Source organism: Pseudomonas sp. B6(2017) (assembly GCF_002112765.1).
Taxonomy (GTDB): Bacteria; Pseudomonadota; Gammaproteobacteria; order Pseudomonadales; family Pseudomonadaceae; genus Aquipseudomonas; species Aquipseudomonas piscis.
This window is the reverse complement of sequence record NZ_NEIQ01000009.1, coordinates 280,132-300,832: the sequence shown is the minus strand read 5'-3', so window position 1 is coordinate 300,832 and position 20,701 is coordinate 280,132. Positions and strand designations below refer to the sequence as shown.

The window sequence follows — 20,701 nt, the reverse complement described above, 5'->3', positions numbered from 1 at the left end:
GGCTGCAAGCGCCAAGCCACTAGCCCCTGGGCGGTGGTTTGGAACTTGTGGCTGCAGCTTCTAGCTTGCCGTTAAAAGGAACCTTTTATGACTCAGAAATTCGACGTGGTAGTGATTGGTGCGGGCCCAGGCGGTTATGTTGCCGCCATCAAGGCCGCACAGCTTGGTCTGACGACTGCCTGCATCGAGAAGTACACCGACAAGGAGGGCAAGCTGGCCCTCGGCGGTACTTGCCTGAACGTCGGTTGCATTCCTTCCAAGGCTCTGCTGGACAGTTCCTGGAAATTCCACGAAGCCCAGGACGGTTTTGCCATCCACGGTATCAGCCACTCCGGCGTGAGCATGGATGTACCGGCCATGGTCGGTCGCAAGGCCAACATCGTCAAAGGCCTGACCAGCGGTGTCGCCACCCTGTTCAAGGCCAACGGCGTCACTTCGATCCAGGGCCACGGCAAGCTGCTGGCCGGCAAGAAAGTCGAAGTCACCAAGCCTGACGGTTCGGTCGAAGTGATCGAAGCCGAAAACGTGATCCTGGCTCCAGGTTCGCGTCCGATCGACATTCCGCCGGCTCCGGTCGACCAGAACGTGATCGTGGACTCTACCGGCGCCCTGGAATTCCAGGCAGTGCCTAAGCGTCTGGGCGTGATCGGCGCTGGCGTCATCGGTCTGGAGCTGGGTTCGGTCTGGTCGCGCCTGGGTGCGCAGGTGACCGTCCTGGAAGCCCTGGACACCTTCTTGATGGCCGCTGATACCGCGGTTTCCAAGGAAGCGCTGAAGACCCTGACCAAGCAAGGCCTGGACATCAAACTGGGTGCTCGCGTGACCGGCTCCAAGGTCAATGGCGAAGAAGTCGTGGTGACCTACACCGACGCCAATGGTGAGCAGAACATCACCTTCGACAAGCTGATCGTTGCCGTTGGTCGTCGTCCGGTGACCACTGATCTGCTGGCTGCCGACTGCGGCGTGACCCTGGACGAGCGCGGTTTCGTGCACGTTGACGATCACTGCGCCACCACCGTACCGGGCGTGTACGCCATCGGTGACGTGGTTCGCGGCATGATGCTGGCGCACAAGGCCTCTGAAGAGGGCATCATGGTTGCCGAGCGCATCAAGGGCCACAAGGCTCAGATGAACTACGACCTGATCCCGTCGGTTATCTATACTCACCCGGAAATCGCGTGGGTCGGTAAAACCGAGCAGGCCTTGAAAGCTGAAGGCGTAGAAGTTAACGTCGGCACCTTCCCGTTTGCCGCCAGCGGCCGTGCCATGGCAGCCAACGACACCGGCGGTTTCGTCAAGGTCATCGCCGATGCCAAGACTGATCGCGTATTGGGCGTCCACGTGATTGGCCCAAGCGCTGCGGAACTGGTTCAACAAGGTGCGATCGGCATGGAATTCGGCACCAGCGCCGAAGACCTGGGCATGATGGTTTTCTCCCATCCGACCCTGTCCGAAGCCCTGCACGAAGCAGCCCTGGCTGTGAATGGCACTGCCATCCACATCGCCAACCGCAAGAAACGCTAAGCAATAATAAGAAACCACGGCGGTTGGCCCGTCGTGAGCCTTGTGCGCAAGACTCACCGCGGAATATCCGCTGGACTCGACCTCTCAGGGTAGCGCCACACACTGGACCGGGGCCCAGGCTCCGGAACCCAGGTGTGGCGCTGGTTTGAGAGTAGCGGTCACAGGTGGTGCGGCACTCATCTGGAGTGCAGCGCCGAATGCGCAGTACCTAACGAAGACGGTAAAAAGCATGAATCTTCACGAGTATCAGGGTAAGCAGCTGTTCGCTGAATACGGCCTGCCAGTATCCAAAGGCTACGCGGTAGACACCCCGGAAGAAGCAGCAGAAGCTTGCGACAAGATTGGCGGCTCCGAGTGGGTTGTCAAAGCCCAGGTTCACGCCGGTGGTCGCGGTAAAGCGGGCGGCGTCAAGCTGGTTCGCAACAAGGAAGACGCCAAGGCATTCGCACAGCAGTGGCTGGGCAAGCGTCTGGTGACCTATCAGACTGACGCCAATGGCCAGCCTGTCACCAAGATCCTGGTTGAATCGTGCACTGATATCGCTAAAGAGCTGTACCTGGGCGCTGTCGTTGACCGTTCCAGCCGTCGCATCGTGTTCATGGCTTCCACCGAAGGTGGCGTGGACATCGAGAAGATCGCTCACGACACTCCAGAAAAAATTCTCAAGGCCACTATCGATCCACTGGTTGGCGCTCAGCCATTCCAGGGTCGCGAGCTGGCATTCCAACTGGGTCTGGAAGGCAAGCAAGTCGCCCAGTTCGCCAAGATCTTCGTAGGTCTGGCCAAGCTGTTCCAGGATCACGATCTGGCCCTGCTGGAAGTGAACCCACTGGTAATCAAGGCCGACGGCGATCTGCACTGCCTGGACGCGAAGATCAACATCGACGCCAACGCCATGTACCGCCAGCCTAAGCTGAAGACCTTCCACGATCCGTCCCAGGACGATCCGCGTGAAGCTCACGCTGCCAAGTTCGAACTGAACTACGTAGCCCTGGACGGCAACATCGGTTGCATGGTCAACGGTGCTGGCCTGGCCATGGGTACCATGGACATCGTCAACCTGCACGGCGGCAAGCCAGCCAACTTCCTCGACGTAGGTGGTGGCGCTACCAAAGAGCGCGTGACCGAAGCCTTCAAGATCATCCTGTCCGACGCCAACGTCGCTGCAGTACTGGTCAACATCTTCGGCGGCATCGTTCGCTGCGACATGATTGCCGAAGGCATCATCGGCGCCGTGAAAGAAGTCGGCGTGAAAATCCCGGTTGTTGTTCGCCTCGAAGGCAACAACGCTGAACTGGGCGCTAAAGTACTGGCAGAAAGCGGTCTGAACATCATCGCTGCTACCAGCCTGACCGACGCTGCTCAACAAGTTGTCAAAGCTGCGGAGGGCAAATAATGAGCGTCCTGATCAATAAAGACACCAAGGTTATCTGCCAAGGTATCACCGGTTCGCAGGGTAGCTTCCACACTCAGCAAGCCATCGAATACGGCACCCAGATGGTGGGTGGCGTAACTCCAGGCAAAGGCGGCACCGAGCACCTGGGCCTGCCAGTGTTCAACACCGTCAAAGACGCTGTAGCTGCCACTGGCGCCACCGCCAGCGTGATCTACGTTCCAGCTCCTTTCTGCAAGGACTCGATCCTGGAAGCGGCTTTCGGCGGCATCAAGCTGATCGTCTGCATCACCGAAGGCATTCCTACCCTGGACATGCTGGACGCTAAAGTTAAGTGCGACGAGCTGGGCGTGACCCTGATCGGCCCTAACTGCCCAGGCGTGATCACTCCGGGCGAATGCAAGATCGGCATCATGCCAGGTCACATTCACTTGCCAGGCAAAGTCGGTATCGTTTCCCGTTCCGGCACCCTGACCTATGAAGCCGTCAAGCAGACCACTGACGCCGGTTTCGGCCAGTCCACCTGCGTCGGCATCGGTGGTGACCCGATCCCAGGCTCCAACTTCATCGACATCCTGAAGCTGTTCCAGGAAGACCCGAAGACCGAGGCGATCGTGATGATCGGCGAGATCGGCGGTTCGGCTGAAGAAGAAGCGGCTGCCTACATCAAGGCCAACGTGACCAAGCCGGTTGTTTCCTATATCGCTGGTGTGACTGCTCCTCCGGGCAAGCGCATGGGCCACGCAGGTGCAATCATCTCCGGCGGCAAAGGTACTGCGGACGAGAAGTTCGCTGCCCTGCAAGACGCTGGCGTGAAAACCGTGCGTTCGCTGGCAGACATCGGCAAGGCCCTGGCCGAGCTGACTGGCTGGACTGTCAAGTAAGCTCCCACGCTTAGCTTGCAATGCTGCTGACAAAGGCCACCTTCGGGTGGCCTTTGTCCTTTCTGCGAGCCGCAAGCAGCCCAGGGCCAGGGCTGGAGCGAGAAGGGGATTAATACCCGCGGAAATATAGTTTCAAAAAAGCGACATTTGACATGTCGCATATAAGAAAATTCGCACCGTGGCGGTGCGTTCGTCTTACAGATTCGTTACGCTAGCCGCCTCTTTGATGTGTCTGCTACCCACAAGGCTGCGGCACGCTAAACGGGTCAGTCTTATACGGATTGACAGCATTTCCCTCACCCCAAAGGGAAATCCCTCTCTAAATTCCGATTCAGTAGTGTGGTATTTCCTTAATGAAAGTGTTGAAAGGCCAGGACATCCTGGCGCTCGGATTCATGACCTTTGCCCTCTTCGTCGGGGCAGGCAACATCATCTTCCCGCCTATCGTCGGCTTGCAGTCCGGACCCCATGTCTGGATGGCGGCGCTGGGCTTTCTGATCACCGCGGTCGGCCTGCCAGTGATCACCGTGGTGGCCCTGGCCAAGGTCGGTGGCGCCATGGACTCCCTGAGCAGCCCCATCGGCAAGGTTGCCGGCGGCCTGTTGGCTGCAGTGAGCTACCTGGCAGTGGGCCCGCTGTTCGCCACACCGCGCACGGCCACCGTATCCTTTGAAGTAGGCTTGGCCCCGCTGACTGGCGAAAGCCCGCTGGCGCTGGCGCTCTACAGCACCGCCTACTTCCTGCTGGTGTTCTTCATCTCCCTGTACCCTGGCCGCCTGCTGGATACCGTCGGGCGTTTCCTGGCCCCGCTGAAGATCATCGCCCTTGCGGTCCTGGGCATCGCAGCCTTCGCCCTGCCGGCTGGTGACATCGGCCAGGCCACTCCGGAATACGTGGCGGCGCCGTTCTCCCAAGGCTTCATCAATGGCTACCTGACCATGGATACCCTGGGCGCGCTGGTGTTCGGCATCGTCATCGTCAACGCCATCCGTTCTCGCGGGGTGGAGTCGCCGCAGTTGATCACCCGTTACGCGGTGATCGCCGGCCTGGTCGCCGGTGTCGGCCTGGCGCTGGTCTACGTCAGCCTGTTCCGCCTGGGCTCCGGTAGCCATGAAGTGGCTGTCGGTGCGACCAACGGCGCGGCAGTGCTGCATGCCTACGTGCAGCACACCTTCGGCTCCCTGGGCAGTGGTTTCCTCGCGGTACTGATCTCCCTGGCTTGCCTGGTGACTGCCGTAGGCCTGACCTGCGCCTGTGCCGAGTATTTCAGCCGGGTCTTGCCGCTGTCCTACAAGACCCTGGTAGTGATCCTCGCGGGCTTCTCGCTGGTGGTGTCGAACCTGGGCCTGACCAAGTTGATCGCGTTCTCGATCCCGGTACTGACCGCCATCTATCCACCATGCATCGTCCTGGTGGCCCTGAGCTTCTGCAAGGACTTCTGGCAGGATCAGCGCCGCATCGTCGGCCCGGTGATGCTGGTATCGTTCATCTTCGGCCTGATCGATGCGATCAAGGGCACCGCGTTTGCCGGTCTCATCCCCAGCCAGCTGTCCCACCTGCCGCTCAGCGAGCAGGGCCTGGCCTGGCTGGTGCCTTCGGTGATCGTCCTGGCCCTGGCCGTGGTCTGCGATCGCCTGTTGGGCAAGCCCAGCGAAGCCCTGGCCTGATTTGACCGGTGTTCACCGGCCGTCACGAGCGGTCGGCCAGCGCTGTTGAAAATGCCCCGTATCCATCGATACGGGGCATTTTTTATGGGCCTTGCGCGGTGTCTTTTTCTCTGGCGAGGCGTCGAAACATTGCTCCCAGCTTTCGCCAATGCCCACAGGAATTTGCATGTCGTTCATCCAAGCCAACCAGATCCACCTATTGGCCGCCCTCTGGTTCATCGTTTGCTGGGGCGGCTACACCCGCTACGCCACCTGGAAAGGCCGCGACACACCTTGCCTGGCCAGCGTCCTGCACCTGTATCGCGAAGACTGGATGCGCCGCATGCTGTTGCGGGACAACCGCATCGCCGATGCCAGTGTGATCGGTAACCTGGAGCGCAATGCTTCGTTCTTCGCCTCCAGTACCCTGATCATCCTGGCCGGCATCATCACTGTGCTGGGAGCATCGGAGCGCGCGGTCTCGCTGCTGGCCGACATCCCCATGGTCCAGCAGGCATCCCAGGGCATGTCGGAAATCAAGTTGCTGTGCCTGGCGCTGGTGTTCGTCTATGCCTTCTTCACCTTCAGCTGGTGCATGCGCCAATACAACTTCGCCGCGGTGCTGGTGGGGTCGGCGCCGATGATCGGTGAGCGGCATGTCTCCGAGCAGGAGCGCAAGGCCTTTGCCGCCCGCGCCGCGCGGGTGATTTCCATGGCGGCCAACCAGTTCAACTTTGGCCTGCGCTCGTATTACTTCGGCATGAGCATGCTGGCCTGGTTCGTCAGTCCCTGGTTGTTCATGTTGATGAGCAGTGGGGTAGTGCTGGTGCTCTATCGTCGCGAGTTCCATTCCGACGTTCTGGACGTCATGGTCTATACCCCTACAGAGGCGCCATTGCCCGAGGTGAACAAGGAGAACAACTGATGACCATTACGTTCTGGTGCGTGTTTATCAGTGCGTTGTTGATCTTCATTGCGCGGATGCCAGTGGCCAAGGCCATGAAGGAGCAGGGCGGCTACGACAACCATCTGCCGCGCCTGCAACAGGCCCGGTTGAGCGGGCGTGGGGCCCGGGCCCTGGCGGCGCACCAGAACAGTTTCGAAGCCTTCATCCTGTTCGCCGTGGGCGTGTTGATGGCACACACCACGCAGACCCAGGGCTGGTTGATCGATACCCTGGCGATCGTCTTCGTGGTTGCCCGTGTGCTTTACCTGGGGTGTTATCTGGCCGACCTGGCGTGGCAACGGAGCCTGGCCTGGGGAGTTGGCCTGTCGTGTTCTTTGTTATTGATGCTTAGTCCAACTTTTCGTTGGTTGTTGGCATAGAAGTTACGCCGAAAAAAATAAAGCCCGCACTTGGCGGGCTTTATTCTGTACTGCGCTAAAACCGACTTAGTTGGTTTTAGGTGCTGCTTCCTTGGCGCTTTCTTCAGCAGCGGCCTTGTTGGATTCAGCCTGATCTTTGGCAGCTTCGGCGTTTTCCTTGGCTGCGTCGTTCACCTTATCCTGAGCTTCGTTCATTTTCTGTTGGGCTTGCTCAGCATGTTGGTTGGCATCTTGAGCTTTGTCCTCGGATTTCTTGTCGCAGGCAGCCAGACCGAGGGAAGCGGTCAGCATCAGGGCAATAGCTAAAGTCTTACGCATGGGGTGTTTCTCCTGAGTGAAGATATCTACTGGCCTTTCGATCATGGCCTTGTGACTTAAGTTCCTTGGCTGCGCAGATATATTAAAGATTGATGTCACGGAACTTTTTTACTTTATCGAGCGCACATTCCAGACAATAACTAGAGGCATTCGCCATGGCGCAAGATCTGATCTTCGAACGAGCACAGCGCTTTATTTCCGCGCTGCGCCACTGCCAGGTGCTGGGTATCGGCGTCCATAGCGCCTCCCCGGAGGGGCTGACCCTGACCTTGCCCTATAGCCCGCAAATCGTGGGCGACCCCCAGAGCGGGGTCATCCATGGCGGGGCCCTGACCACGCTGATGGACACCGCCTGCGGTCTGGCCACCCTCTGTGTACTGCCGGAGTTCGAGGTGTGCCCGACCCTGGACCTACGCATAGACTACATGCACCCGGCGCAACCGCATCAGGCCGTGCACGGGTTTGCCCAGTGTTACAGGGTCACCACCGATGTGATTTTTACCCGCGGTTTTGCCTACCAGGACGATCCCGAGCATCCGGTGGCCCATGTGGTAGGAACCTTCATGCGCATGGGCAAGGGCTTGCCTGGCGCTTCCGCTGCCAGCAAGGGAGAGCGGGCATGAGCGAGGATCTCAAGACCCTGCTGGAGCAGGCCCACCGCCAGGGCGAGTACGCAGCCTTGCTGCAGCGGATTCCCTACGCCGCGTTGATCGGTATCGAGTGTTCGCGCCTGGGCGACGAGTTGCTGTTTCGCCTGCCGGCCAACAAGGACAACATCGGCAATCCCTTGTTGCCGGCGCTGCATGGGGGGGTGATCGCCGGCTTCATGGAATTGGCGGCAGCCCTGCACTTGTTGGTCTTCACCGGTTCTCCCGAGGTGCCGAAGATCATCGACTTTTCCCTGGACTACCTGAGCGCCGGGCGTTTTCGCGACACCTTCGCCCGTTGCCAGGTATGCCGCCAGGGGCGGCGGGTGGCCAATGTCGCGATTACGGCGTGGCAGAGCACTGCCGACGAGCCGATCGCCACCGCTCGTGCACATTTCAAGATCCAGGATCGGACCGGCTCTTGAAATCTGCAGAGTGATCCCCACTTTCATGTCATCCCGCCGCTCACCGCTTCCGGAGTGCGGCCAATGCCATCTGATTGGAGTTTGATGACCATGAGTGTGGAAACTCAAAAGGAAACCCTGGGCTTCCAGACCGAGGTGAAGCAACTGCTGCACCTCATGATCCATTCGTTGTATTCCAACAAGGAAATCTTCCTGCGCGAGCTGATCTCGAACGCCTCCGACGCGGTCGACAAGTTGCGCTTCGAAGCCCTGTCCAAGCCCGAGTTGCTGGAAGGTGGCGCCGAGCTGAAAATCCGTGTGAGCTTCGACAAGGACGCCAAGACCGTCACTCTCGAAGACAACGGTATCGGCATGAGCCGTGAAGATGTGATCACCCACCTGGGGACCATCGCCAAGTCCGGCACCGCCGATTTCATGAAGAACCTCACCGGCGACCAGAAGAAGGATTCGCACCTGATCGGCCAGTTCGGCGTCGGGTTCTACTCCGCGTTCATCGTCGCCGACCAGGTCGAAGTGTTCAGCCGTCGTGCCGGCCTGGCCGCCAGCGAGGGCGTGCACTGGTCGTCCAAGGGTGAAGGCGAGTTCGAAGTCGCTACCATCGACAAGGCCGAGCGCGGCACCCGCATCGTCCTGCACCTGAAGTCCGGCGAAGACGAGTTCGCCGATGGCTGGCGCCTGCGCAACATCATCAAGAAGTACTCCGACCATATCGCCCTGCCGATCGAGCTGCCCAAGGAAGCTGCGGCTGCCGAAGGCGAAGAGCAGCCGGCGCTGGAGTGGGAAACCGTCAACCGTGCCAGCGCCCTGTGGACTCGTCCGCGTACCGAGATCAAGGACGAGGAATACCAGGAGTTCTACAAGCACATCGCACATGACTTCGAGAACCCGCTGAGCTGGAGCCACAACAAGGTCGAAGGCAAGCTGGAATACAGCTCGCTGCTGTACGTACCGGCCCGCGCGCCGTTCGACCTGTACCAGCGTGAAGCACCGAAGGGCCTCAAGCTCTACGTGCAGCGCGTGTTCGTCATGGACCAGGCCGAATCCTTCCTGCCGCTGTACCTGCGCTTCATCAAGGGCGTGGTGGACTCCAACGACCTGTCGCTGAACGTCTCCCGCGAGATCCTGCAGAAAGACCCGATCATCGATTCGATGAAGTCGGCGCTGACCAAGCGCGTGCTGGACATGCTGGAGAAGCTGGCCAAGAACGAGCCGGAGCAATACAAGGGCTTCTGGAAGAACTTCGGCCAGGTGATGAAGGAAGGCCCGGCCGAGGATTTCGCCAACAAGGAGAAGATCGCCGGCCTGCTGCGCTTCGCTTCCACCCAGGGCGAAGACGGCGAGCAGAACGTTTCCCTGGCCGAGTACCTGGCGCGTGCCAAGGAAGGCCAGGACAAGATCTACTTCCTCACCGGCGAATCCTACGCCCAGGTCAAGAACAGCCCGCACCTGGAAGTCTTCCGCAAGAAAGGCATCGAAGTGCTGCTGCTCACCGACCGGATCGACGAGTGGCTGATGAGCTACCTCAACGAGTTCGACGGCAAGAGCTTTGTCGACGTGGCGCGTGGTGACCTGGACCTGGGCAACCTGGACTCCGAAGAGGACAAGAAGGCCGCCGAGGAAGTCGCCAAGAGCAAGGAAGGCCTGGTGGAGCGGATCAAGACCGCCCTGGGCGAGAACGTCAGCGAAGTGCGGGTCTCCCACCGCCTGACCGATTCGCCGGCGATCCTGGCCATCGGTGAACAGGACCTGGGCCTGCAGATGCGCCAGATCCTCGAAGCCAGCGGGCAGAAGGTGCCGGACTCCAAGCCGATCTTCGAGTTCAACCCGAGCCATCCGTTGATCGAGAAGCTCGACGGCGAGCAGAGCGAAGAGCGTTTTGGCGACCTGTCGCACATCCTCTTCGACCAGGCTGCCCTGGCGGCCGGTGACAGCTTGAAAGACCCAGCGGCTTATGTCCGCCGGTTGAACAAGCTCCTGGTCGAGCTGTCGGTTTAACCAAGTAGCAAGAAAAACCCGCCCTAACGGCGGGTTTTTTCATTCTGGTGTCCCTTTGCTGGAGGAGCTGAGTCATGAGTCAAATCACCGTGCGTTCCGTGGTATATCAGATCGATGGTCAACCCTATGAGGGCCGCCTGGCCTTCGATGCCGCCCACAAGGGGCCCCGCCCGGGCCTGCTGATGGCGCCGAACTGGATGGGGGTTACCGATGGCGCGCAGAAGATCGCCGAAGCGGTAGCCGCCCAGGGTTATGTGGTGCTGGTCGCCGATCTCTATGGGCAGGCGCTGAGGCCTCGTGACTTCAACGAAGCCGGGGCGGCGATGACTCCGTTGAAGGATGACCGCGCGTTGCTGCGCAAGCGCATGCAGGCCTCGTTCGCGGCCTTGCAGGCCCAAGGGGAGGCGCCAGTCGACACCTCGAAGCTGGCGACCTTCGGTTTCTGCTTCGGTGGCTGCTGTGCCCTGGAGCTGGCTCGCAGCGGCGCACCGGTGAAGGCGGCAGTGTCTTTCCACGGCACCCTGGATACTCCCGAGCCCGCCGATGCACGCAATATCAAGGGCGCGGTGCTGGTACTGCATGGAGCGGCCGATCCGTTCGTGGCCAAGGAACAACTGCCGGCCTTCGAGGCGGAGATGGATGCCGCCGGGGTGGACTGGCAACTGGTGAGCTACGGTGGCGCGGTGCATTCCTTCACCGATACCCATGCCAATGTGCCGGGCAAGATGATGTACGACGCCAAGGTTTCCGGCCGGGCCTTCGCCACCATGCATCACCTGCTCGAGGAAGTGTTCCGGGGCTGACAACTGCTCCTGCGCTCGCCACGACCCATGCAGCGGCCGTGGCGGGCGAGAGGGCTCAGTGTTTGCCCGGTGGAAGCTCGATCCGCTCGCTTTCTCCAGGGACCTGCGGCCAGTCCCCGGCCGCCCAGCGCCGGCGGGCCTCGTCGATCAGGGCCGGATCGCTGGCGACGAAGTTCCAATTGATCCGGCGTGGCCCGTCCAGGGGCGCGCCACCGATCAACACCGCATGGCAATCGCTTTCGGCGAACAGGGTCGTGGTTTCGCCTTCCGGCAGGATCACCAACGTATTCAGCTCCACCGGCTGGCCATCCAGCTGGGCCTCGCCTGCCAGCACGTACAGTGCCCGTTCCTGATGCTCGGTAGGAATCAGCAGGCTGGTGGCGGTTTGCAGCTGCAGTTCGGCGTACAGCGTCGGGGACAGCACCGGCACTGGCGACTCCAGGCAGAAGCCATGGCCGGCGATCATGCGGATGCTCACGCCGAGGTTGTCGTTCACCGGCAGGCTGGCAGCGGGGTGATGACTGTAGTGCCCCGGCCCCTGTTCCTGGTCCCGGGGCGAAGCCAGCCATACCTGTAGCCCATGCATGCGCCGCTCCCGCTCCAGTTGCGCCGATGGCGTGCGCTCGACGTGGGCGATGGCGCTGCCGGCGGTCATCCAGCTGACGTCCCCGGCCTCGACGACCTGGTCCGAACCCAGGCTGTCCTTGTGCTGGATCTGCCCGCTGAACAGGTAGGTCAGGGTGGACAGGCCGATATGCGGATGTTGGCGGATGTTCATGCCCTTGCCCGCCGGATAGGTGGTTTCCAGCATGTGGTCGAAGAACACGAAAGGCCCGACGCTGCGACATTGCGCCGAGGGCAGGGGGCGGAGGATGGGCTGGCCTTCGACGTCCTCGGCACGGGGACGGATCACGAGGGGGGAATTCATGGCGGGCTCCAGGCTGCTCGGGTTATGCCCGGGAGCATAACCCGCTTGCCCAGGCCGCGCGCTACTGGCTGAAGGCGCCTTCGGAGAGGTGGGTCTCGATGCTCACTTCGCTGGTGGTCATCAGCTTGTGGATCGGGCAGCGATCGGCCACTCGATGCAGTTCTTCACGCTGGGCATCGGTGAGCACGCCCTTGAGGGTCAGCTTCACATGCAGGGCGTACTTGCCCTTGGTTTCCTCGCTGTTGTCATGCTTGATCTCCACCGTGACGCCGGTGAGCGGGATGTTCTTCTTCTGGGCATAGAGCTTGAGGGTCAGGGCCTTGCATGCCCCCAGCGCGGCGTCGAAGTAATCATGGGGCTCCGGAGCGGTGCCTTCGCCACCTGCCGACTTGGGCAGGTCGGTGAAGAAGTGGTGGTCGTCCACCTGGATGCTGTGGCGGTAACCTTCGCTGGACTCGGTGTTGACGGTGATGGTCATGGCAAACCTCAGGCAGTGATTGATGGAATCAGGCATTAAAGGTGCTGAAGTTATAGAGCATCACACGACTCGTGTGTTCCCCATTTTCTGAACCTGCGACCTGGCGCCACGGTCTATCCTGCTTCGATACTCGGGAGCCTGAGCGGTGCACTGGAGCCATTTTCACGCAAGCTGCCTGTCTTTGCTGCTGATGCTGCCCCTGGCGGCAGCACAGGCACGGGACTACATCTACAGCGATGCACACCTGCACTATGTCGATTTTTTCCAGGAAACCCAGGGCATGCAGGCCTTGCTCAAGGCCATGGCCGACAACCGGATCGAGCAGGCGATGATCTCCGGGATCCCGGTGGCCAAGAAATGGCACGAGGACGAACCCAAGCGTCCGCGCTACTACGCCGGGGACGATGCCGGTGCCTACTGGTACAGCGCCACCGATGTGCTGGTGGCCGCCGCGGTCAAGCAGCTACCGGCCGAGCAACGCCGGCGCCTGCATCCGTTCCTTTCGGGGTTCAATCCCAACGACAAGAATTCCGCGGCCCATATCCAGCGCATGCTCGATCTCGATCCGGGGTTGTGGCAGGGCATCGGCGAGGTCTTCACTCGCCATGACGACCTCACTGCGTTGATCGACGGCGATACGCCACGGGCCAACAACGAGGCCATGGCCAAGGTCTATCGCCTGGCAGCGAAGCATGATCTGCCTGTGATGCTGCATTCGAACATCACCTCCAAGCGCGAGCGCAATCCCCTGTACCTGGCAGAGATAGAGGAGCCCCTGGGCCAGCATCCGCAGACCCGGTTCATCTGGGCCCACGCGGGTACCAGCGCGGAAATCCATCGTCACCAGGAGCGCCTGGAGTTCCTGCTGCCGACCCTGGAGCGGTTGCTGGAGCGCTACCCGAACCTCTACATAGACCTGTCCTGGAGCCTGCTCACTCCCTATCTGCTGGACGAGCAGGGCACCCCGCGCCGGGAGTGGCTGCGCTTGGTGGAGCGCTATGCGGAGCGCTTCATGCTGGGCTCGGATGTGGTCGGGCGCTTCGACAAGCTGGGGCGGGAATTGCACGGCTTCGATGGGTTCCTCGATGCCCTGCCGGCCGAGGTGGCCCGCAAGGTGGCCCATGACAATTTCCTGGCCGTGCTCCCGGCTTCTCGCTGAGCCGCTGTCCCGGCGGATTGTCATCAGCTTGTCACCCTTGGTTCATATGCTCGCGCCATCTCAATCAAGGAGCGCGATATGCATTTCACTCGTTCAAGCGTCCTGGCGGCGCTGATGATCGTCAGCGGCCTGGCCAGTGCCGAGGTCCGTGTCGAAGGTCCCGTGGAGTTCGGCGTGTTCGAAGGCCCCGAGGCCGAGCTGCAATCGGGGGAGCGGGTGCTGCGTCGCAGCAACGAGAAGATCCAGCAGACTGCCGTGGTACCGGCCCGGTTGGGCACCAAGTTCGGCCTGCGCTACCAACTGCTGGGCAAGGTCGCCGACGGCCAGCCGCTGACCCTGTTGTACCTGACGCCGGGCATTCGCACTCCTGATGGCTTGCGCCATGACAAGCTGGAAGTGACCCAGAAGCTGGTGCCCAATGCCCCTCAGGATGTGATGGCCTACGAGTTCACCGAAAGCCACGAAGTGGTGCCGGGTGAATGGCACTTCATGGTGTTCCAGGGCGACCGTTTGTTGGCAGAACAGCGATTTTCGGTGCGCTGAATCGTTTTATGCCCCGGTATCGAAGTACTTGGGCGTTTTGATATCACTTTTTCGTCTTACGCAAATTCCATCTGGCCCGATACCGTCTAAGAGCACCTGCTGCAAGTCTTGCAGCGCTCTAGGAAGGAGCCAAAGGAATGAGCCTCAGAAGTCTGAATATTGCGCCACGGGCAAGCCTGGGTTTTGGCTTGCTGGCGCTCATGATGTTTATCCTCGGGGCATTCGCCCTGATGCAAATGGCCAACATGCGCCAGCAATCCGATGAGGTAGAGAGCAATTGGTTGCCCAGCGTCATGTCCGTTGGTGACATGAGCCAGGACCTGCTGCGGGTCCGCGCCTTGACCTTGCGCCTGCTGATCAATCGCGATCCTCAGGCGATCGCCCAGAACGAAGCCAAGATCAACGACATAAAGAAGGGCCTGGGCATCGCCCAGGGACGTTATGAATCGCTGATCGTGCTGCCCCAGGAGCGTGTGCTGTTCGATCGCTTCAAGTCCATCGAGAAGCAGTACCTGGAGCGCCAGGCCCAGGTCATGCAGTACTCCAGCCAGAACCAGGTGGAGGCGGCGGTCAAGGTCGTCAACGGCGAGATGAACCAGTTGGCCGATGAAATGGCCGCGACCCTGCATGACCTGATCGACCTGAACAAGCAGAGCGCCACCCAGGCCACCGACCTGGCCCAGGAGGTGTTCAGCAAGTCGCGGATCTGGGTGGTGGTGATGATCGTGGCGGCGGCGCTGGTGACCGTTGGCCTGGCGTTGCTGCTGACCCGCAGCATCGTCCTGCCCCTGGCGCAATCGTTGAGCGTGGCCGAGGTGGTGGCCGGCGGCGACCTGACCGGCGATATCCGGGTGAGCGGCAAGGACGAGCCGGCGCGCTTGCTCCATGCGCTCAAGGCCATGCAGCACAGCCTGCGGGAAACCATCAAGCGGATCTCCGATTCTTCGAGCCAGCTGGCCTCGGCCTCGGAGGAGCTCAGTAGCGTCACCGAGGATGCGACCCGGGGCTTGTACCAGCAGAACCAGGAAATCGAACAGGCGGCCACGGCGGTGAACCAGATGACTGCGGCAGTGGAGGAGGTGGCCAGCAATGCCGTGGCCACGTCCCAGGCTTCCCGGGAGTCCGACCGGATCGCCAAGCATGGGCGCGAGCAGGTGCAGCAGACGGTGCTGTCCATCGAGTCGCTGGCGGAAGATGTGACGGCCAACGCCAACCAGGTGGAAGACCTGGCCCAGAAGGTCTACGGCATCAGCAAGGTGCTGGAGGTGATCCGCGCCATTGCCGAGCAGACCAACCTGCTGGCGCTGAATGCCGCCATCGAGGCGGCGCGGGCCGGGGATGCCGGGCGCGGTTTCGCAGTGGTGGCCGACGAGGTGCGGGCCCTGGCCCATCGGACCCAGCAATCGACCCAGGAAATCGAACAGATGATCGGGGGCATCCAGCAAGGCACCGACCTGGCGGTCAACTCCATGCAGCAGAGCAACAGCCGCGCCCGCTCGACCCTGGAAGTGGCCAAGGCGGCCGGCCAGGCCCTGGAGGAAATCGCCTCGGCCTTCACCGAGATCAACGAGCGCAACACCGTCATCGCCAGTGCCTCCGAGCAGCAGGCAGCGGTGGCGCGGGAGGTGGATCGCAACCTGATGAATATCCGCGACCTGGCCCACCAGACTTCGGCGGGGGCCAACCAGACCAGCGCCGCCAGCCAGGAGCTGTCGCGCCTGGCGGTGGATCTCAACGCCATGGTGGCGCGTTTCTCGGTGTGAATCCCGGGCAAGAAAAAGCCCCGAACCAGTCGGGGCTTTTTTTCAGGCTGCGGCGGGGCCTACTTGCCCTGCCAGCGCTTGAGGACCAGGGTGGCATTGGTGCCGCCGAAGCCGAAGCTGTTGCTCATCACGGTATTGAAGGCAACGTCTTCGCGGGTCTTGGTCAGGATCGGCATGTCGGCCACTTCCGGATCCAGCTCGTCGATGTTGGCCGAGCCGGCCATGAAGTTGCCTTCCATCATCAGCATGCAGTAGATCGCTTCGTGAACGCCGGCGGCGCCCAGGGAGTGACCCGACAGGCTCTTGGTGGAACTGATGGCCGGAGCCTTGGCGCCGAACACTTCACGCACGCCTTTCATTTCGGCGACGTCACCGACCGGAGTCGAAGTGCCGTGGGTGTTCAGGTAGTCGATCGGGGCGTCGACGGTGGACATGGCCATCTGCATGCAGCGGATGGCGCCTTCGCCGCTCGGAGCCACCATGTCGTAGCCATCGGAAGTGGCGCCGTAGCCGACGATTTCCGCGTAGATCTTGGCGCCACGGGCCAGGGCGTGTTCCAGCTCCTCGACCACCACCATGCCGCCACCGCCGGCGATGACGAAACCGTCACGCTGGGCGTCGTAGGCGCGGGAGGCTTTCTCCGGGGTTTCGTTGTATTGGGTGGACAGGGCGCCCATGGCGTCGAACAGGAACGACTGGGTCCAGTGCTCTTCTTCACCGCCGCCGGCGAACACGATGTCCTGCTTGCCCATCTGGATCTGCTCCATGGCGGTGCCGATGCAGTGGGCGCTGGTGGCGCAGGCCGAAGCGATGGAGTAGTTCAGGCCCTTGATCTTGAACGGCGTGGCCAGGCAGGCGGAAACGGTGCTGCTCATGGTCCGGGTGACGCGGTACGGACCAACGCGCTTGACGCCTTTCTCGCGCAGGATGTCCAGCGCTTCCATCTGGTTCAGGGTCGAGGCGCCGCCGGAGCCGGCGATCAGGCCGGTGCGCGGGTTGGATACCTGCTCTTCGGTCAGGCCGGAGTCGGCAATGGCGTCCTTCATGGCCAGGTAGGCATAGGCTGCCGCGTGGCCGACGAAACGGTAGATCTTGCGATCGATCAGTTCTTCGAGGTTCAGGTCAATGGAGCCGGAAACCTGGCTACGCAGACCCATTTCGGCATATTCCGGGTTGAAGCGGATGCCAGGGCGACTTGCACGCAGGTTAGCGGAGACGGTCTCTTTGTCATTGCCCAGGCACGAAACGATGCCCAGACCAGTGATAACGACGCGGCGCATGCGGATAACCCTTAAAAATTGTCAGTGGAGGTGAACACGCCGACCCGCAGGCCTTCGGCAGTGTAGATTTCCTTGCCGTCGACGCTGACCGAACCATCGGCGATGGCCAGGTTCAGCTTGCCCTTCAGGACGCGTTTGATATGGATGTTATAGGTGACCTTCTTGGCGCTTGGCAGCACCTGGCCGAAGAATTTGACTTCTCCCGAGCCCAGGGCGCGACCGCGGCCCGGCAGGCCTTGCCAGCCCAGGAAGAACCCCACCAGCTGCCACATGGCATCCAGGCCCAGGCAGCCTGGCATCACCGGGTCGCCTTCGAAATGGCAGGCGAAGAACCACAGGTCCGGAGTGATATCCAGCTCGGCGACCAACTCACCTTTGCCGTACTTGCCACCTTCGCCGCTGATGTGAGTGATGCGGTCGATCATCAGCATGTTGCCGGCGGGCAGTTGCGCATTACCTGGGCCGAACAGCTCACCGCGACTGCAGCGCAGCAGATCTTCCCGAGTAAAGGCGTTTTGTTTGGTCATGCGAGCTCCTCAATAGTCCCGTGCGGCAGGGTTGGGCAAATCTTCCCGGCCGATCGAAGCGTTCATGCCTCGAGCCGGCAGCCTACTCATAGACTATTGCGTTGTAGTGAAAGTCACAGCGCAAAGGGCATGAATGTACACTTGTGCACTGAAATTTTTTTCGGAGGCCTTTTCAGGGCCCCATCGGGTGCCTAAGACTGCCGCACTTTCGCCCGCCACGCCAGTCGCAGATGTTTGAAAATAGCCCGCTATTGCACCCAACGTTGGAGAATTTGCTGTAGATCCGCCCGCTTGAAGGGCTTTGCCAGATAGTCGTTCATGCCGGCCGCGAGGCAGGCCTCACGGTCACCCTGGAGGGCATTGGCGGTCAGCGCGATGATGGGCAGATCGGCACAACCGGGCAGTTGCCGGATCTGCCGGGTGGCCTCGTAGCCGTCGACCAGCGGCAGCCGGCAATCCATCAGGATCGCCTCGAAAATCAGGCTTTCGGCACTGCGTACCGCCTGGGCGCCATCGGTGACGATGCTCACGCTGAAGCCCAGGCTGCGCAACATGGCCTGGATCACGGTCTGGTTCACCGGGTTGTCCTCCACCAGCAGCACGTTGCGGCCTGCGCCCTGGTCCGCCGCGGTGCTGGCCCGTGGGGCCGCTACCGGCAGTGTCTGCTGGAACAGCGCCAGGGGGATTTCCAGGGTGAACACCGAGCCCCGGCCTTCCTCGCTCTGGGCCCGCAGGGTGCCGCCCATGCGCTCGGCCAGGGTCCGGGCGATGGGCAGGCCCAGGCCGGTGCCGCCATAGCGCCGGGAGATCGAGCTGTCGGCCTGCTGGAAGGCGTCGAACATCGATTCCAGGCTGGCCGGGTTGATGCCGATGCCACTGTCGCGCACCGCACAGGTGAACCACAGGAGCTCGTGGTCCAGGGCCTGCCACTGGGCTTCGATGGTCACGCTGCCTTGTTCGGTGAACTTCAGCGCGTTGCCGACCAGGTTGACCAGGATCTGGCGGATCCGCGTCGGATCGCCCTTGACCTGCAACGACTCCAGTCCCGGCGCCAGCCGCAACTTCAGGTCCAGGCCCCGTTGCAGGGCACTGTGCTGGAAGGCCTGGGCCGAGCTGGCGATCAATTCGGCCAGGTTGAACGGAATGTGTTCCAGCTCCAGGGCCGAGCGCTCGATACGCGAGAAGTCGAGAATGTCGTTGATCACCTTGAGCAGGTGCTCGGTGGATTCCGAGGCCAGTGCCGCGTACTCGCGTTGCTCGCGGGTCATCTCGGTGGTTTCAAGCAACTGCAGCATGCCCAGCACGCCATTCATCGGCGTGCGCAACTCATGGCTCATCATCGCCAGGAAGTCCGACTTGGCCCTGTTCGCCTGTTCCGCTTCTTCCCGGGTCTGGATCAACTGGGACATGGCCTGCTGCTGTTCGCGGCTGGCCAGTTCCAGGCCGGCCGCGAGGTTGTTGATGTGCCGCGCCAGGTTGCCCAGCTCGCCATCGTCGACGATCGGCAACGGGGTCTTGAAGTCGCCTTCCTGGATCGCCTTGACCGCGTTGCTCATGGCCCTGATCGGCTGGGCCAGGCCGGCGGCCAGGCGTCGGGCCAGCAGGAAGGTGAAGAGCAGGGCGAACAGGGCGAGGATCCCGGCCTTGAGGACGATTTCCTGTTGGCGCTGGCTGAAGGCGTCGTTGGACATGCCGACCAGCACGCGCCCCAGGTAGCCGTCGCCCTGGCTGGCCAGGCTGCCCGGATCCTCTTGCAGGAAGTCGTTGTGCACCTGGATCCGCTGCAGCCGCACGGGAGCCTGGAATACCTTGATCTGTTTCGCATGGTCATGGCGGGCCGCAGGCTGCTCGACATACACCAGGATGTTGTTGGCGCTGTCCTGGACCTCCAGGAATTGCACGTGGGGCGTGCTCAGGGTCGCTTGCAACAGGCTTTCCAGGCCCTCGTTGTTGCCGGAGATCACCCCGTATTCGGTGGCCGGGGCCAGTTGGTTGGCGATCAGCTGGCCGGTGTGGTCCAGCTCCTGGTGCAGGTCCTGGATGCGCACGAAAGTGAAGAAGCTGATCAGCAACAGTGTCAGGAGCAGCGCGGGGCCGAGGCTGATCAGCTGAGTACGGGCCTGGATATCCCAACGGCGACGCAATGTCATGGGCGTTTCTCTCCTTCGCTCAACTGGCGGGCGACGGTCTCAGGATCGATTTCCTCGATGCCCAGGGAGCGTGCCACCTGTGGGTTGCTCAATACCTTGAAGGCCGCCGGGTACTGCGAACGGGGCCATTGGGCCGGTGGCCGGTCCAGCAGCTGGTCCAGGGTTTGCAGCCAGTCCTGCTGGTCGCTGTAGGTGCTGGCCAGGCTGCCAGCCCTGACGAAACCGGCGTTGGGCCCGATCAGGGCCTGTTGTCGGGCATAGCTGCTGAGCAGCAGGTTCTTGACGGTCTTGGGGTTGTACAGGCTGGGGTCGTCCAGGCCCAGCAAGACTTCGCTGTTGCGCAGCACTTCCTGCAATGGACGACTGTCGCCGATGTCGTTCCAGGCCTCGGCGACGATTTCCAGCCCCTGGGCGTGCGCCGCCTGGCGCAGTTCCTCGAGCAGGAACCGGCTGTCCTGGCTGTACAGCACGCCCACCCGGCGGACCTGGGGCAGCACCTCGCGGATCAGGCGTAGCTGGCGGGCTCCGGGCGGGTCGCTCCACAGCAGGGTGAGCCTGGGCTGCGGCGTGCCTGGCAGGCGTTGGGCGGCTTGCAGGCGACTGATGCGCAGCACCAGGGTCGGCGGGCCCTGCGCATCCTGCAGGCGCCAGTCGAGGCTTTGCGGGTCCAGCAGGATCAAGCGCGTGGCCGCCGGCAAGAGGCCCGGTGCGGGCAATTGCCCGAGCGGCTCGAAGCGCACCTGGTCCTGGGGGCGCAGGTCCGCCAGTTCCCGGGCGAAGCTGCGCACGCTGTCGCTGTCTTCACTGGCGGTCAGCAGCACTTCGGCGGCGCGCAATGGCGCGCACAGCAGCCAGCCCAGCAGCACCAGGCTCCAGCCGAGTCGAGGCAGGCTCTTGCGCGAGCGAGCCATG

At 61.9% G+C, this 20,701-nt stretch carries 21 protein-coding genes; 13 read left to right on the top strand and 8 right to left on the bottom strand.

The genetic code is table 11. The features are described from left to right. Window positions 1-87: 87 nt before the first annotated feature. The 4 genes from lpdA to brnQ all read left to right on the top strand — a co-directional run bounded on the left by lpdA (window position 88) and on the right by brnQ (window position 5,468). Window positions 88-1,524, top strand: coding sequence for a dihydrolipoyl dehydrogenase (lpdA, locus tag CAG11_RS17760; protein WP_085597244.1), 1,437 nt, complete (start codon window positions 88-90; stop codon window positions 1,522-1,524). Between the two features lie 229 nt (window positions 1,525-1,753). After that, entirely contained in the window at window positions 1,754-2,920 is a 1,167-nt protein-coding gene (sucC, locus tag CAG11_RS17755) for an ADP-forming succinate--CoA ligase subunit beta (protein WP_022643107.1), read from the top strand. After that, window positions 2,920-3,801, top strand: a complete 882-nt coding sequence (sucD, locus tag CAG11_RS17750; protein ID WP_022643108.1) for a succinate--CoA ligase subunit alpha — start codon at window positions 2,920-2,922, stop codon at window positions 3,799-3,801. Before sucC ends, sucD begins: the two co-directional genes overlap by 1 nt. 353 nt (window positions 3,802-4,154) lie before the next feature. Beyond that, window positions 4,155-5,468 carry a branched-chain amino acid transport system II carrier protein gene (brnQ, locus tag CAG11_RS17745; protein ID WP_031321214.1) on the top strand — a complete coding sequence of 438 codons (1,314 nt, stop codon included), beginning with the start codon at window positions 4,155-4,157 and terminating at the stop codon, window positions 5,466-5,468. Window positions 5,469-5,480: 12 nt separating this feature from the next. Here brnQ and CAG11_RS33620 read toward each other — a convergent pair whose 3' ends face one another. After that, window positions 5,481-5,645 carry a hypothetical protein gene (locus CAG11_RS33620; RefSeq protein WP_158091424.1) on the bottom strand — a complete coding sequence of 55 codons (165 nt, stop codon included), beginning with the start codon at window positions 5,643-5,645 and terminating at the stop codon, window positions 5,481-5,483. Here CAG11_RS33620 and CAG11_RS17740 point away from each other — a divergent pair. Both CAG11_RS17740 and CAG11_RS17735 read left to right on the top strand, forming a co-directional pair. Continuing rightward, window positions 5,635-6,372, top strand: a complete 738-nt coding sequence (locus CAG11_RS17740) for a DUF599 domain-containing protein (protein WP_085597243.1) — start codon at window positions 5,635-5,637, stop codon at window positions 6,370-6,372. The two genes, CAG11_RS33620 and CAG11_RS17740, sit on opposite strands and share 11 nt — an antisense overlap. Then, window positions 6,372-6,773 (top strand): MAPEG family protein, encoded by a 402-nt coding sequence (locus CAG11_RS17735; RefSeq protein WP_085597242.1) that lies wholly within the window; start codon window positions 6,372-6,374, stop codon window positions 6,771-6,773. Before CAG11_RS17740 ends, CAG11_RS17735 begins: the two co-directional genes overlap by 1 nt. A 66-nt stretch (window positions 6,774-6,839) precedes the next feature. Here the strand turns inward: CAG11_RS17735 and CAG11_RS17730 are convergent, their stop codons facing one another. Further along, window positions 6,840-7,091, bottom strand: a complete 252-nt coding sequence (locus CAG11_RS17730) for a hypothetical protein (protein WP_011060058.1) — start codon at window positions 7,089-7,091, stop codon at window positions 6,840-6,842. Between the two features lie 155 nt (window positions 7,092-7,246). Between CAG11_RS17730 and CAG11_RS17725 the strand changes: the two genes are divergently transcribed. The 4 genes from CAG11_RS17725 (at window position 7,247) to CAG11_RS17710 (ending at window position 10,961) form a co-directional block, all read left to right on the top strand. Beyond that, a complete protein-coding gene (locus CAG11_RS17725; RefSeq protein ID WP_085597241.1) occupies window positions 7,247-7,714 on the top strand; it encodes a PaaI family thioesterase in 468 nt (155 codons plus the stop codon). Then, the gene (locus CAG11_RS17720) at window positions 7,711-8,163 is read left to right on the top strand and encodes a PaaI family thioesterase (protein WP_085597240.1); all 453 of its coding nucleotides are present in this window, start codon (window positions 7,711-7,713) and stop codon (window positions 8,161-8,163) included. The genes CAG11_RS17725 and CAG11_RS17720 overlap by 4 nt, the downstream gene beginning before the upstream one ends. 90 nt (window positions 8,164-8,253) lie before the next feature. Beyond that, entirely contained in the window at window positions 8,254-10,158 is a 1,905-nt protein-coding gene (gene htpG / locus CAG11_RS17715; protein ID WP_031321217.1) for a molecular chaperone HtpG, read from the top strand. Window positions 10,159-10,232: 74 nt separating this feature from the next. Continuing rightward, complete coding sequence (locus tag CAG11_RS17710) at window positions 10,233-10,961, top strand: dienelactone hydrolase family protein (RefSeq protein ID WP_085597239.1); 729 nt, start codon at window positions 10,233-10,235, stop codon at window positions 10,959-10,961. A gap of 55 nt (window positions 10,962-11,016) precedes the next feature. On the opposite strand, the gene CAG11_RS17705 is transcribed toward CAG11_RS17710, so the two are convergent. Together CAG11_RS17705 and CAG11_RS17700 are read right to left on the bottom strand one after the other, a co-directional pair. Beyond that, window positions 11,017-11,889 (bottom strand): pirin family protein, encoded by an 873-nt coding sequence (locus tag CAG11_RS17705; RefSeq protein WP_085597238.1) that lies wholly within the window; start codon window positions 11,887-11,889, stop codon window positions 11,017-11,019. A 61-nt stretch (window positions 11,890-11,950) separates the two neighbouring features. Further along, window positions 11,951-12,367, bottom strand: coding sequence for an OsmC family protein (locus tag CAG11_RS17700; RefSeq protein WP_053135001.1), 417 nt, complete (start codon window positions 12,365-12,367; stop codon window positions 11,951-11,953). Between the two features lie 190 nt (window positions 12,368-12,557). On the opposite strand from CAG11_RS17700, the gene CAG11_RS17695 reads away from it, so the two are divergent. From CAG11_RS17695 to CAG11_RS17685, 3 genes are all read left to right on the top strand, one after another. Continuing rightward, window positions 12,558-13,526, top strand: a complete 969-nt coding sequence (locus tag CAG11_RS17695) for an amidohydrolase family protein (RefSeq protein ID WP_085597251.1) — start codon at window positions 12,558-12,560, stop codon at window positions 13,524-13,526. Between the two features lie 78 nt (window positions 13,527-13,604). Next, the gene (locus CAG11_RS17690; RefSeq protein WP_085597237.1) at window positions 13,605-14,069 is read left to right on the top strand and encodes a DUF3859 domain-containing protein; all 465 of its coding nucleotides are present in this window, start codon (window positions 13,605-13,607) and stop codon (window positions 14,067-14,069) included. A 137-nt stretch (window positions 14,070-14,206) separates the two neighbouring features. Further along, window positions 14,207-15,832: a methyl-accepting chemotaxis protein gene (locus CAG11_RS17685; RefSeq protein WP_085597236.1), complete on the top strand. Its 1,626-nt coding sequence runs from the start codon at window positions 14,207-14,209 to the stop codon at window positions 15,830-15,832. 59 nt (window positions 15,833-15,891) lie between these two features. On the opposite strand, the gene fabB is transcribed toward CAG11_RS17685, so the two are convergent. The 4 genes from fabB to CAG11_RS17665 all read right to left on the bottom strand — a co-directional run bounded on the left by fabB (window position 15,892) and on the right by CAG11_RS17665 (window position 20,700). Further along, on the bottom strand, window positions 15,892-17,112 hold the full coding sequence (gene fabB, locus CAG11_RS17680; RefSeq protein WP_022643121.1) for a beta-ketoacyl-ACP synthase I: 1,221 nt from the start codon (window positions 17,110-17,112) through the stop codon (window positions 15,892-15,894). Window positions 17,113-17,123: 11 nt separating this feature from the next. Beyond that, window positions 17,124-17,639 carry a 3-hydroxyacyl-[acyl-carrier-protein] dehydratase FabA gene (gene fabA, locus CAG11_RS17675; RefSeq protein ID WP_022643122.1) on the bottom strand — a complete coding sequence of 172 codons (516 nt, stop codon included), beginning with the start codon at window positions 17,637-17,639 and terminating at the stop codon, window positions 17,124-17,126. A 248-nt stretch (window positions 17,640-17,887) separates the two neighbouring features. Then, entirely contained in the window at window positions 17,888-19,789 is a 1,902-nt protein-coding gene (locus CAG11_RS17670; RefSeq protein ID WP_085597235.1) for an ATP-binding protein, read from the bottom strand. Continuing rightward, window positions 19,786-20,700, bottom strand: a complete 915-nt coding sequence (locus CAG11_RS17665) for an ABC transporter substrate-binding protein (protein WP_085597234.1) — start codon at window positions 20,698-20,700, stop codon at window positions 19,786-19,788. Before CAG11_RS17665 ends, CAG11_RS17670 begins: the two co-directional genes overlap by 4 nt. Between the last annotated feature and the right edge of the window lies 1 nt (window position 20,701).